This window comes from Uliginosibacterium sp. sgz301328 (genome assembly GCF_041807905.1).
Classification (GTDB): Bacteria; Pseudomonadota; Gammaproteobacteria; order Burkholderiales; family Rhodocyclaceae; genus JBGVSA01.
This window is the reverse complement of sequence record NZ_JBGVSA010000007.1, coordinates 17,317-31,176: the sequence shown is the minus strand read 5'-3', so window position 1 is coordinate 31,176 and position 13,860 is coordinate 17,317. Positions and strand designations below refer to the sequence as shown.

At 63.9% G+C, this 13,860-nt stretch carries 9 protein-coding genes; 3 read left to right on the top strand and 6 right to left on the bottom strand.

The window, feature by feature from the left end; genetic code table 11:
- Positions 1–16 precede the first annotated feature (16 nt).
- Both ACDA63_RS06930 and ACDA63_RS06925 read left to right on the top strand, forming a co-directional pair.
- A complete protein-coding gene (locus tag ACDA63_RS06930) occupies positions 17–1,711 on the top strand; it encodes a tannase/feruloyl esterase family alpha/beta hydrolase (protein ID WP_373662483.1) in 1,695 nt (564 codons plus the stop codon).
- A 91-nt stretch (positions 1,712–1,802) separates the two neighbouring features.
- Positions 1,803–3,113 (top strand): gallate dioxygenase, encoded by a 1,311-nt coding sequence (locus tag ACDA63_RS06925; RefSeq protein ID WP_373662482.1) that lies wholly within the window; start codon positions 1,803–1,805, stop codon positions 3,111–3,113.
- Positions 3,114–3,381: 268 nt separating this feature from the next.
- Here the strand turns inward: ACDA63_RS06925 and ACDA63_RS06920 are convergent, their stop codons facing one another.
- From ACDA63_RS06920 to ACDA63_RS06895, 6 genes are all read right to left on the bottom strand, one after another.
- Entirely contained in the window at positions 3,382–4,101 is a 720-nt protein-coding gene (locus ACDA63_RS06920) for a GntR family transcriptional regulator (protein ID WP_373662481.1), read from the bottom strand.
- Between the two features lie 52 nt (positions 4,102–4,153).
- Entirely contained in the window at positions 4,154–4,807 is a 654-nt protein-coding gene (locus tag ACDA63_RS06915) for a hypothetical protein (protein WP_373662480.1), read from the bottom strand.
- 10 nt (positions 4,808–4,817) lie between these two features.
- Entirely contained in the window at positions 4,818–6,944 is a 2,127-nt protein-coding gene (locus ACDA63_RS06910) for a hydantoinase/oxoprolinase family protein (protein WP_373662479.1), read from the bottom strand.
- A 118-nt stretch (positions 6,945–7,062) separates the two neighbouring features.
- Positions 7,063–8,364: a citrate transporter gene (locus tag ACDA63_RS06905; protein WP_373662478.1), complete on the bottom strand. Its 1,302-nt coding sequence runs from the start codon at positions 8,362–8,364 to the stop codon at positions 7,063–7,065.
- A 461-nt stretch (positions 8,365–8,825) separates the two neighbouring features.
- Complete coding sequence (yccS, locus tag ACDA63_RS06900; protein ID WP_373662477.1) at positions 8,826–11,045, bottom strand: YccS family putative transporter; 2,220 nt, start codon at positions 11,043–11,045, stop codon at positions 8,826–8,828.
- 147 nt (positions 11,046–11,192) lie between these two features.
- Positions 11,193–12,527, bottom strand: a complete 1,335-nt coding sequence (locus ACDA63_RS06895) for an MFS transporter (RefSeq protein ID WP_373662476.1) — start codon at positions 12,525–12,527, stop codon at positions 11,193–11,195.
- A 237-nt stretch (positions 12,528–12,764) separates the two neighbouring features.
- On the opposite strand from ACDA63_RS06895, the gene cyoA reads away from it, so the two are divergent.
- On the top strand, positions 12,765–13,826 hold the full coding sequence (gene cyoA, locus ACDA63_RS06890) for a ubiquinol oxidase subunit II (RefSeq protein WP_373662475.1): 1,062 nt from the start codon (positions 12,765–12,767) through the stop codon (positions 13,824–13,826).
- Positions 13,827–13,860: the final 34 nt, after the last annotated feature.

The following is a 13,860-nucleotide window of genomic DNA, read 5'->3' as shown; positions in this document are numbered from 1 at the left end:
GAAGAGAGGAGACACCATGAAGATGCGGACATGGCAGGCGACTGCCGCATGCGTCATCAGCCTTGCGCTGTACGCCTGCGGCGACGATAACAACGGCAGCGACACCTCCGGCGACACGGGCCAGCCGCCGGCATCGGCCACGCTCGACGTGGTCAAGCCTGTGGCCAGTTGCGACAGTCTGAAGTCGGTCGATCTGACCGAGGTCGGCGGCGCGGGCAGCACCATCACGTCGGCGACCGAAGGCACGGTCACCGTCAATGGCGCTGCCATCAAATTCTGCACCGTGGAGGGCACGCTGGCGCCCACGGTGGGCTTCCGCGTGAGGTTGCCCATCGAGAGCTGGACGCAGCGCTCGCTCGACATGGGTTGTGGCGGCCTGTGCGGCAACATCAGCGCGTCGGCCGATCCGGGGCAGGCGTACGGCTGCCCGCTGGTGCAGTCGGGCGGATTCGTGTTGTCTTCCACCAACATGGGCCACACCAACGCCGACGCGACGTGGACGCAGGATGCTCAGAAGCGCGCCGATTTTGCCTACCGCGGTGTGCACGTGACCACGCTGGCCGCGCGCAAGCTGATCCAGGCCTACTACGGGCAGGCGCAGAAGTATGCGTATTTCGTCGGATGTTCGGATGGTGGGCGGGAGGCGCTGATGGCGGCGCAACGCTACCCGGACGACTATGACGGAATCATCGCGGGTGCGCCGGCCTTTCTCTTTCAGATCCAAAACTCGCTGCTGCACGGCTGGGAAGCGCGCTCCAATCGCGACAACGGGCTATCCACGGGCAACGTGGTGCTGTATCCGTCCAAGGCGGCGGTGCTGCACAAGGCGGTGGTGGCAGCATGCGATGCGCTCGACGGGCAGACCGACGGATTGCTGACCGACCCGCGCCAATGCAGGTTCGACCCGGCGTCGATCCAGTGCGCCGCCGGGGCAACCGATACCAGTAATTGCCTCACGGCGGCCGAGGTCGCGACGGCCAGCAAACTGTACAACGGCCCGCGCGATCCATCGACCAACCGGCGCATCCTGGCAGGCGGACCGCAGTTCGGCTCGGAGTTGAACTGGGCGGGAGTGTTCATTCCGCCGAGCGACGTGCCGGTTGCTTCGGTGTTCAGCGACAACATCGTGAGCGGTGCGCGCTATCTCATCTTTACCGATGCCACGCCGCCGACGATGGATCAGTTCGAGTTTACCGAGGCGTTCTACAGCAAGCTGCGTCCGCGCCACCCGTTCAACGACGCAACCAATCCGGACCTGTCGGCGTTCAAGGATTCGGGCGGCAAGTTGATCCTGTGGCATGGCTGGGCCGACCAGCACATCTCGCCGATCGGCACCATCGCGTACTACGAGGCCATGCAACGCGCGATGGGGCAGACCACCATGGATGCCTTCATGCGCATGTACCTGGCGCCCGGCGTTGCCCACTGCGGCAGCGGCGAAGGGCTGCCCAGCATGGACATGGTCTCGGCCATGGTCGCGTGGGTCGAACAAGGCACGGCGCCCGACGCGATCACCACGTATCGCACGGACGCCTCCAACAACGTCACCGCGTCGCGGCCGCTGTATCCATATCCGGCGGTGGCGAAATACAACGGTACGGGCGATGTGAATGCCACCGCCAGTTACAGCCGTGCGTCGGCGCTCTACACCGACCTTGTGCCGGACTGGGCAGGCGCGGACTGGTACGTGCCGTACGCGCCGACGCTATAGCGACACTACGGACGGTCGATTCCATCACTTAACGAAGCAAGACGGCCCCGGCCCGTGAGGACCGGGCGGGGGCGGTATTTCAGGACTCATCATGGCTACCATCATCGGCGGCATTGCCGCATCGCATACGCCCACCATCGGTTTCGCCTACGACCGCGACAAGCGGGGCGACCCGGCATGGGCTCCGGTGTTCGAAGCATTCGACCCGGTGCGCCAGTGGCTCGACGTGCAAAAGCCCGACGTGCTGCTGTTCATCTACAACGATCACATCACGTCGTTTTTCTTCGATCACTACTCTGCGTTCGCGTTGGGTGTGGGGCAAAAATGGGCGGTGGCCGACGAGGGGGGCGGTGCGCGGCAACTGCCGGCCATTGGCGGCGACCCGGCATTTGCCGCGCATCTGGGTCGGTCGCTGATGGCCGACGAGTTCGACATGTCGTTCTTCCAGGAGCGCGCGCTCGACCACGGTTGCTTCTCGCCGCTGTCGATGCTGTGTCCGCACGGCGAGGACGGATGGCCGGTGCGCATCGTGCCGCTGCAGATCGGCGTGCTGCAGTTCCCGATCCCGACGGCGCGTCGCTGCTATCGACTCGGGCAGTCCCTGAGGCGCGCCATCGAGAGTTATCCCGAACCGCTGCGCGTGGTGATCGTCGCCACCGGTGGCTTGTCGCATCAGGTGCACGGCGAGCGCGCCGGCTTCAACAATACGGAGTGGGATGCGCGCTTCATGGAGCTCTTCGAGAATGATCCTGAAACGCTGGCCTCGATGACCCATGCGGAATATGCCGAGCTGGGCGGCATGGAAGGATCGGAAGTCATCATGTGGCTGGTCATGCGTGGTGCGCTCGCCTCGCGCGTGCGCTGCCAGCACAGCGCGTACTACTTGCCGTCGATGACCGGTATCGCCACTGCCATCTACGAAAACACCGCAGCGCCTCCGCCGCCGTCTGAACGCGAGCGTCGGCAGAGGCACGGCGCCGAGCAACTGGCCGGGGCGGAGCAACTCGCCGGAACGTACCCGTTTACCATCGAGCGCAGCGTGAAGGCGTATCGGTTGAACGAATTCCTGCACGCACTGGTGCGCCCGGAAGTACGCGCGGCGTTCCTGGCCGATGAAGAGTCGGCCTTCGAACGGGCAGGGCTGACCGAAACCGAGCGCGATCTCGTCCGCCGCCGCGACTGGCGAGGGATGATCCACTACGGTGTGATCTTCTTCATGCTGGAGAAGCTGGGCGCGGTCATCGGTGTTTCCAACCTGCATATCTACGCAGCGATGCGAGGACAGTCGCTGGAGGATTTCCAGCGCACGCGCAACGCGCCGGGGGCGCTGTACTCGGTGGCGGGGAGGGACGCGGGCAAGCTTGACTGGAATCGCGAAGGGGGCGCGCAGAAGGCGCCCTGAAGAAAGCCCCTGTCTTGCTGGCTGGTTGTTCGGGCTTGGTCTCGATGACTTGAGTGCGTGGGCCGGGAGTTCGTCCCGGCCGGCGGGGCCGATCTTTCCGACCCGTGCCGCTCGGCGACGCAGCGTGTTCATTCAAGCGAAAAGCCAAGCCCCTGCTGCGTTTATCTCAGTTGCCGCCTGTTTGATCGAGCAATCGGCAAGCGGCCGCCAAGCGTTGGCAGATGGTGTCGAGAAGGAAGTACAGGGTATGGCCAGGAAACGGGTCGCACTACCACTCGCGCGGCGACTCGTCGACGAAGTAGTCGGGGTATTTTTCGGCGACGCGGCGGGCGGCGTCGAGGATCTTGGCAAGGTGCTTTTCCATGACGCGGACGGCCGTCTTGGCGTCGCGCGCTTCGATCGCATCGATCATCGCCGTGTGGTCATCGACGAGCTCGTCGACCTGCGAGGAAATCGTGTACGAGAGGTAGCAGACACGATCCATCTGTGCCTTGGCGCCGTCGATGACTTTCCAGGCGAATTCGCGGTTGGCGAGCAGCGCGAGCGTGTGGTGGAACTCCTGGTCGAGTGCGAGGAAGGCTTCGTTGTCACCCGGCGCGATGAGTTTCTGCTGCGCGACGAGCGCACGTAACTGCGCAATGGTCTGCGCATCGTGCTTCTTTGTGATCTGGCGGACGATCGAAACCTCGATCGGCTCCCGCACATGCCAAGCGTCGATGACTTCGTTCATCGAGATGAGGCGCACGTAGGTGCCGCGGCTCGGGCGCACGTCGACCAACTGCTCGCGCGCGAGTGAGATGAAGGCTTCGCGCACTGGCTGCCGGCCGATCTCGAAGCGCTTGCTCATTTCGATTTCGGAAATCAGTTGCCCGGGCAAGAGTTCGGCGCGGACGATCGCCGCGCGCAGAAACTGGCGGATCTTGTTGCCGAGCGAGGGGGCTTCCTGCAAGGCAAACGACGCTGCGAGTGAAGGGGTAGCAGTATTCATTTCGTTATTTTCGACGGTAGTCTTTGAATCTTAGATTTTTTTCCCCGGTTTTTTAGTGCGGCAGCGCATCGAGTTCAGCGCTTCCCGTCGCGAAGAGCAGGTAGTACTCGAAAATCCGCGGGCAGTAGCTTATTCCGGCCATCAGGCGCGAGAAATGCACGGCACCGATTTCGCTCGCGCTGGCCACGGTCCGCCGTGTTGGCAGGAATCCGAACAGCCGGCGCTCGAGCATTGCGCTGCGCGTATAGATGCCGGGCGTGTCATCTTCGAGCGCGTGAAAGACCTCATGATAGAGCACGCAACGCCTGAGGTCGGCGGCCGGCGTCAGCGCTTCGAGGCCATTTTCTGCAATGAAGCTTTCGACGCGGGCGAGCGTCGAAAGGTTCAGCAAGACCCGGCGCCCGCCCGGCTGATACTGGCCAAGCAGCGGGATGCTCCCAAAGCCGGCGTCATCGCCGAGCGTGCCGATCTGTAGCCCCTGCGCGTGGGCGAGCTGGTCCGCCGACAGTGCCGGGTGAGTCGCATGGGCCTGCTGTGCGAGCGCGGCGGCGGCGCCGACGGCGCCATGCAGAATGGCTGCCGCCTCGGCTTCGGAGAGTGCGCCGGCGCCGACGTCGCTGTTCAGCAGTCCTCGATACCAGAGCGCGTCCGGGCAGGCGAGCGCGCGCGCTACGTTCGCCTGGATTTCGTCCCGACTCGCTTGCATCGTCGGCGCCCTACAACTCGTTGCGCGCGAGCACGAGAATGAGGGGATCGTTGCGCCCCCAGTCGCCGAGTTCGGCCTCAATCAGCCCCGAGACCTGCTTGAGCTCCGGAATCCCCGAGTAGTCCATGACGCGCGAACCGGCGACGACGTAGACGTCGGGATTGATACGGATCTCGCTCGAGAAGTTGCTCGTTCCGTTCCAGAGCTTTTCGAGGACGTCGGCGACACCCTCCATCGTCGTTGTTTCGACAAGGCCGTTAGCGCGCTGCACCTTGACGAAGCCTTTCCTGTCGATGACGCGGATCGGCTGCTTGCCGTTGCGGTTGGCGGAAACGACATAGACCTGGCCGTTCTCGGCGGCGAGCCTGGTCTGTTCTTTGTCGAGCCCGATCGACGCGGCGGCGATCTCGACGGCCTCGTCGCGGTTGCAGTTCTTCATCAGGTCGGTCGTCTTGACTTCGGTCGACCCCATCGCGATGGCGGTGACGCGTTGCGCCTGATCGTCGATCTCGACGTAGATCTCGATCGAGTCCTCGACCGCGCCGCTGTTGATGGCGAGTTCCTTGGCTTCCTTCTTCAGGGCGGCAATGTCGGCGGCGGTCGGGTTCGGGATCGTGCGTTCGACCATTTCGCGAACGAGCGCGAGCGCGACGCCGATCGACGAAATGACTTCGGCATTCTCGGGAATCTGGTACTTGAAGCCCATCGTGTTGGCGGTGAAGGTCAACAGTGTTCCCGCTCCGCCGCCGGCTCCGACGAGGACGATCTGCTCGCGCTCGATCTTGTACTTGGCGATCAGGTCCTCGATCACCGGGATGATTTTCTCGCTGCTCTTGGTGAGGATTGCGGTTGCGGTTTCTTCGATCGACAGGCCGACTTCGGCCGCGAGCAGCGCAATCGCCTTGCGCGCGGACTCGACGTTGCCGCGCGCGAAGTCGTTCTCGGCGAGGATGCCGAGGACGTTGGCGGCGCAGGTGTTGGTGATCGTCACGCTCTCGCCGTTCGTAAGGCGCAGCGCGACGTAGTCGGCCGGGTCGTTCTTGCGCGGCTGCACGTGGTAGAGCGTCGCGCCGTCCAGGAGCGCCGGGTCGGTGAAGCACGCATAGCCCATGCCGGCGATGTGGGCAGAGCGCGGGCCGACGTCGATGACTTCGCCTTTCTTGGCGCGCACCATACTGCCGCCGGCGACGCCGAGGACGCGCACGTCCAGGCTGTTCACGTAGGTGCGGTGGCCGCCGATGATCGAGTAGTCGACGGCGGGGCGGCCGTTCTTGATGACGCCGATGTTGGTCGAGGTGCCGCCGACCTCGAAGTAGATTCCGTTCGAAGCGCGCAGATACATCAACGCGCCGATGACGCTTGCAGCCGGCCCCGAGAGCATCGTCAGGATGGGCCGCTTCTTCATTTCATTGATTTCCATGACGCCGCCGTCGCCGCGCATGATCATCAGCGGCACGTCGATGCCGGCGCTGCGCACGCTCCTTTCGGTCGAGTTCGCGGTGTCGAGCATCTTGGGCAGGATGGACGCATTGAGCGCGGCGGTGCGCGTGCGTGTCGTCAGGCCGTAGAGCTTGGTGATGTCGGAGGCGAGCGTACAGGGGACATCCTGCCGCCCGCATTCTTCAGCGACCAGACGCTCTTCGCGCATGTTGTCGACGCCGAAGGCCTTGCTTGCGACGATGACACCGCTGCCTCTGGCCACGAGATTGCCCACGATCGCCTGCAGTTTTTCCGGGGTCAGGTCCTTGGCGTCTACGTGAACGTGGTCGGTATCGATGAACTTGCCGGTGCCCAGATCGATCGGCGGAATCCGGGTCTGGCGCTTGGCGAAGAAGCCTTCGAAAAAGCCGCTGCTGATGCCGACGACGCCGACGCGCGCGACGTCGCCTTCGAGCAGTGCGTTGGTCGCCTGCGTCGTGCTGTGTGCGATGAAGATCACTTCTTCGGGTTTGATGCCGTGCTCGTCGAGACACTTGTGAAACGCCGCCACGACCCCGGCGGCGACGCCGCTCTCGTGGTGGTGCGTGGTCATGACCGAACCTTTGCCGACGATCTCGTTGGTTTCATTGTCGATCGCGACGGCCTTGGTGTGGGTTCCGCCCACGTCGATACCGATACGAACAGCCCTGCCGGACATAGTGCAGACTCCAAATGGTGAGAATCAGAGTTCCGCCATTCCGGCGAAGGCCGGAATCCAGAGTCATCACGATCTGGGCCCCGGCTTTCGCCGGGGCGGCGGATGTCTCGAGCCCTCGTCAGAGAGCGATCTTGCCGAGCATCGCGCAGGCGATGATCTCGGTGACGATGAACGCTGCCCACGCGAAAGGCAGATTGGTCTTGATGTAGAGCTTGGGTTCGAGCTTGGCGTAGGACAGGCCCCACATTGTCCACGACTGCGTCGGGCAGGCGCTCGCGACCATCGCGACCGGCGGAACCAGGAACAGCGCGAAGAGGAACATTTCGTTGAAGGTTCCCATCGCCTGCAGGATCGTGACGAGCGCGATCCCCGAACCCCAGATCATCAGCGGGCCGCGGAACAGCGCGAGCGGCGCGAGGATGCAAAAGCCGATCAGGATTGCCGTCGGCGAGGTCGGGATGACACCGCCCAAGAGGCTCTGCAGATAGGGCGCGACCTGTTTCGCCGCAGCCTGGAAGATGTTCACGCTGTACAGCATGCCGATCAGCAGGCCGCTGTCGGCGACGCCGTCATAGAGCGTCTTCTGCAGCTTCTCGACACCGAGCGAGTACGAACTGAGGTTGTGCGTCGTCCACAAGCCAGCAACGATGCCGAGCAGGAACGACGGCACCGGCTGCCACTTGAAGAACGAGACCATGACGATCGGCAGGAAAGGAACGAAGACGCAGTGCCAGGACAGCGGCTTGATCTCGCTGATCGTCGCTGCGCTCGCCGGTGTCCAGGCACGGGCACGGCCGCCGCGGTGGTCGCGGAAATAGTAGAAGAGAATGAAAGCGACCATCGCAGCCATGTGCACACCGGTCGCGACGACGGCGAACTGGATGTAGGCGTCGTCGTACTTGACGTTCTTGAAGACGACGAAGAACTGATTCACGTAGGCGATGTTGAGGTACATCCCCGCAGCGACGGCGAAGAGGTAGGCCCCGAGCGCGGTCTTCTTGTCGATGCCGAGCGAGAACAGGATCGGCAGGACGATCATGCCGATCGCCATCACTGAGCCGACCCCGAAGGCGCTCGTGAAGATCAGCGCGCAGACGACGCTCAGGAGCAGCATCGTGACCAGCGGCTTGTCACCGGCCAGTTCGACCGTTTTCTTGATGATGTAGCCGGCGATGCCGGTGTCGACCAAGACGCGGCCGAACCAGGCGCCAAAGACGATGATCGCGATCGTCTTGCCGTAGGTATCGACCGAAGTCTGGAAGACGTCGTTGACGACTTTTTCCATCGGCACCATGCCGATGACGCACCAGATGATCGCCGTGACGATGAAGCCGACGAGCAAATTCCCGCCCTTCATGCAGTAAGCGATCATCGCGATGAACGTGATGACCAATAAGACCCCTACAAACGCTTCCATCATGCTCCCCCTTTTTTTTCTTCCGGTAAAAAAACGGCTGCAGCGAAATCGTCATGCGCGGGCGAGTGCGCGAATTCGTCTCCTCCCCTATTGGCGCCAGATCGTAATCCAGCAACCGATCTACTGCAATACCAGTAGATCGGTTGCTGGGTCGAGGACAGAATTGGGGCCATCTGCCGTGAGTCCATGCATTGATGCGGAAAGCGCATTCGGGCAGCAAAGTCCCGCATGGGACTCGGCAAACGGACGGCTCTGGACGCGATCAGCAAGGACGGCCAGAGCGTCGGCAATGGCTGTTTGACGATGTCGGGCGGGGCGGGTAGGCGACGATGAGGTCCGGCGATGGGGGCTTTGGCACGTTGGATAGTGCCGGCGGTTCAGATGTGTTGGATGCCTGCCGAACCTGGGTTACGCGCGTGGTACGGAAATCACCGGTTGTGGCAGTGTGGTGACCGGGGCGTGAGTCAAAGCGCCTTCTGCGCTTCTGCCTCATTACCCGCAAAAGCGTCGGCCAACGTCGCCAGCTCCGGCGTCAGTTGGCTGATGAGCGACAACTGCCGCACGACCCGACGTTCCGCCGGAACCGCATCGGCCGGCACGCTTTCCAGTTGTGCCCCGAGATCCGGCGCGATGGCAGCGGCATCTCCGATGCGCTCGCGCCTTGTAAGGCTGCGGGTGATCGCGTCCAACCGACGTTGCACGTCGCTCACCGCCGTGTCGATGAGCGGCGCGTAGTGCCAGGTTTCAACACGCTCGCGATGCGCACCGAGTGCCGAGATGTACCCCAGCAAGGTGTGGCTGGCGCAGAGAAAGCGGAAGGCGAACTCCGGCGACAGCCGATGCCGCCCCGGTTCGCCGAGCATGGCCGAGAGTGCGCCGGAGAGATCCGCGTCGGCATTGTGGGCGTCGCGTCGCGCGATGCGATAGGGCAGGTCGTCGTGCTTGGCGCTGCGGTACTGATCGAGGATGACGCCCAGGTAGATGCCGGACGTCTCGATGGCACGTGCCATCACCAGATGCAGCCTGCGGCTCTGCCAGTCGGGCAGGATGATGGCGACGGCGGCGCCCGCGATGATCGCGCCGAGAACGGTGTCGGCCAGCCGCGGCCAGATGAGCGCATAGCCGCTGCCGATCTGGTTGAAGCACACCAGCACGAGGATGGTGATGCAGGCCGTGGCTGCCGGGTAGCGGTCGCTGCGCAGGATGAAGAAAGCCACGCCCGCCACGACGGCCAGCGCCAGTTGCGCGGTGGGGTTGGGGAAGAGTGTGATGAACAGGCCCGCCGCGACGAGGCCGACGACCGTGCCGCCGACGCGCTCGCCTAGCCGCCGCCACGTTCCGCTGTAGGTGGGCTGGCAGACGAAGACGGTGGTCAGCAGTACCCAATATCCCTGGGTCAGGTCGAACAGATGCAGCAGTCCGTAGCCGGTGGCCAGTGCGAGCGATAGCCGCAGGCCGTGGCGGAAGCGCCCCGACGCCGGAGTCAGATCGAGCCGGATGCGCCGCCACATTTCGCGCAGCGTGCGCGGATTGCTGTCGCGCAGGCTTGTGTCGGCATTGGCTTCCAGCGCATCGGGGTTGCCGGCGTTGGCCAGCAGGCGCTCGATGGTGGTGATGTTGCGGCACAGGTCGGCGAGGGTTTCGCTCAGCGGCGCGTTGCTCTGTTCCGGATGTGCCTGGATGTGGGCAAGCGCGGCGGCGAGCTCGTCGAGTGCGACCACACCCGTCTGGCCGTAGTCGAAGCGCGTGCCAGCCATGATTTTGTCGGCGAGCCGCGTGCAGGCCTGCGCCTGCAGGCGCATCAAGCGGCTGGCGCGGAACAGAATGTCGCTGCGGGCGAAAGCACTGGAAAGTGTCTTGTACGGATAGTGCGCAGAACTGGCGCGCTCATGTACGTCCTGCGCGAGGAAGTACCACTTGAGGTGCCGTGCGCCGCTGGCGGTGGGGCGGTTGCCTTGCACCCAGCGGATGAGCACTTCGCGCGCGCGGTTCAGTTGGCGCACCAGCCGTGCGTTCTGTTCGGCCAGTGCCAGCCGCTGGGCATTTTCGTCGCGCCCTCCGACGGGTTCGAGCAGTTCGGCCTTGAGTGCCAGGTATTGCGACAGTGCATTGAATACTCGCGACAATGACTGCCGTGCTGCGCGGGTGGAAAACAACGCCGCCGCGAGGATCGAGATCAGCCCGTACCACGCTGCGCCCGCCAGCAACAGGATCGATTGCCGCCAGAACGGCAGGATGGTCGCCAACGGACCGGCGTCGCGCGTGGCGCCGATGGCGGTCTGGTGATCGACACTCAGCATGGTATAGACCGCCAGCACCAGCGAGGCGACGGCGATGGTGCCATAACGTTCGCCCGCCGCGCCCAGCATGACGAATCCGAAGGTCGACACCGTCAGCCCGACGACGAACACCCACGGGTAGGGGAACAGCGCCTGTACCGAGAAGGTGACGACCGCGAAGCAGACCAACGTCATGGCCAAGGCCTGGACCCGGCCGATGACGCGGTCTTCGGTCTCGGCCAGGGCCGAAGCGATCACGCCGAGGATCAGGCTGATCATCCAGTGCTCATCGCCCAGCCAGACACTTGCCGCCACCACACCGACCAGTGCGGCGGTGATCTTGATGGCATCTACGGTCTTGTCATGCGTCCAGATGCGACGCAGGGCCGAGAGCGGATTGTTCATGGACGACGTTAGCCGGAATGGGAAACGCGCATTATCCCGTAGCCGCAGAGCGGGCGGCTTGTGGTGCCATCAATTTGGCTGATGCCAATGGGAACAATCCGACAAAAGGATGCGGGGTGAGTCGACTCACCCCGTGGGCGGCGGATTTCAGTCGTCGCGCGTGAGCAGCGTGCGGTTGATGATGAGCGCGGCCAGCGTGCAGAAGGCGCCGGACAACAGGTACAGGCCGACGTAGGCCAGACCGAAGTGGGCCGACAGGCCCAGCGCCACCAGCGGAGCGAAAGCCGCGCCGATCAGCCAGGCCAGATCGGCCGTGAGCGCCGAGCCGGTGTAGCGGTAGCGGGGCGAGAAGTTCGACGCCACCGCGCCCGACGATTGCCCGTACGAGAGCCCCAGCAGGATGAAGCCGACGAGGATGAACACGTCCTGCCCCACCTTGCCGCTATCCAGCAGGGTGGGGGCGAAGCCGCTGAAGATGGCGATCAGGATCGCCAGCGCGCCCAGCGTATTGCGCCGGCCGAAGTGGTCGGCGATCTTGCCCGACATGACGATTGCCCCGGCGGCGAGGAAGCCGCCGACGATCTGCACGAGCAAGAAGCCGGTGATCGGTTGCTTGGCGAAGATCTGGATCCACGACAGCGGGAAGACCGTGACGATGTGGAACAGGGCGTAGCTGGCCAGCGGGGCGAAAGCGCCGATCCATAGGTTGGTGCCTTCTGCGCGGGCCAGTTCCTTGACCGGAACGGGGTCCAGTTCCTGTTCCTCAAGCAGCCGTTCATATTCGTGGGTGACGACCAGCCGAAGGCGCGCAAAGAGCGCCACCACATTGATCGCAAAGGCCACGAAGAAGGCGTAGCGCCAACCCCAGGCCAGGAAATCCTCGAATGGCACGGCCGAATGCAGGAAGGCGAACAGCGCCGTGGCGATGATGAAGCCGACGGGCGCGCCCAACTGGCCCAGCATCGCGTACCATCCGCGCCGCTCGGGCGGGGCGTTGAGCGCCAGCAGCGACGGCAGCCCGTCCCATGAACCGCCGAGCGCCAGCCCCTGGCTGATGCGGAACAGCGTCAGCAGCGCGATCGAAATGGCGCCGGCCGTCTCGTACCCGGGCAGGAAGGCGATGCCGACCGTCGATGTACCGAGCAGGAATAGTGCGATGGTCAGCTTGGTGCCGCGCCCCCAGCGCCGCTGGATGCTCATCGAAACGACAGTACCGATGGGGCGGGCGATGAACGCCAGTGAAAAGATCGCGAAGGCCAGCAGCGTGCCTTCGAGTGGTGAAGCAAAGGGGAAGAACAGGGTCGGGAAAACCAGGCAGGAGGCGATCCCGTAGACGAAAAAGTCGAAATACTCCGACGCTCTGCCGATGACGACGCCGACGGCGATTTCTCCGGGTGCGACCTTGCTGTGATCGGCGGTCGTGAGGCGCGCGTCCCGTTCGAGGATGGACGAGTTCAGTTCCGAATGTGCAAGCGTGGCCATTGGGATTTGATCCAGGTCTGTCTATTGGGTAATGACATCGTAACGCTAAGTGTGCATTTGCCATAGGACAAAACGCCCAATCGCAAAATATGGTCGCAGCACTTACATTGACGGGTGGCTGCGCACCCCCAACAGGTTGCGTGCCGGTGTCGCAGGAGTCCTTCCCCGCGCTCGGGAGCGGCGTCCAGGGGCGCCGCCCTTGCGGCTTGAGCCGCTTCAAATGATCAATTCAGGCAAATGCTCGTTCACAAGTATCTTCGCGCGCTCGCACTGGCCGTGTTCGCCATCATGCTCGGTGGCTGCAACATGGTGGTGCTCAACCCGTCCGGTGACATCGCCGTCCAGCAGGGCCGGCTGATCGTCATCTCCACCATGCTCATGCTGATCATCATCGTTCCGGTGATCGTGCTGACACTGTTCTTTGCCTGGAAGTACCGCGAGTCGAACAAGGCCGCCACGTACAAGCCCGATTGGGACCACTCCACGCAGCTCGAACTGGTCATCTGGTCCGCACCGCTGCTGATCATCATCGCGCTGGGTGCGCTGACCTGGATCACCACGCACACCCTCGACCCGTATCGCCCGCTGTCGCGCATCGACGCGCAGCGCCCGATCGTCGAAGAGGTCAAGCCGCTGGTGGTGGAAGTGGTGGCGCTGGACTGGAAGTGGCTGTTCCTCTACCCGGAGCAGGGCATCGCCACGGTCAACGAACTGGCCGCTCCGGTGGATCGCCCGATCCAGTTCCGGATCACCGCGTCGTCGGTGATGAACGCATTCTACGTGCCCGCCCTGGCCGGCATGATCTACGCCATGCCCAGCATGGAAACCCGGCTGCATGCCGTGATCAACAAGCCGGGCGAATACGACGGCCTGTCCGCGAACTACAGCGGCGCCGGTTTTTCGGGGATGCGTTTCAAGTTCCACGGCCTGTCGGATGCCGACTTCGCCGCCTGGATCGAGCGCAGCAAGAAAGAGGGCGAAGTGCTCACGCGCGAGGCCTATCTGAAACTGGAAAAACCCAGCGAGCGCGAGCCGGTGCGTCGCTTCGCTTCGGTGGCCGACGGTCTGTACCAGGCGATCCTGAATCGCTGCGTGGAACCTGGCCGCATGTGCGTCCACCAGATGATGGCCATCGACGAGCAGGGCGGCATGGGCCGCGTGGGCCTGTCGCCGGACGCCACCATGTTCATCACGCGCGGCGAGCAGCGCGTTCCCGTGTCGACGCTGGCCAGCAACCTGTGCACGCCGTCGAACCTGACGGGCGCGCCGCAAGCCACGCCGACCCGTACGCAGCTCTGAGGAATTCCCGCGGCAGGCGGCATTCATCCTTCGG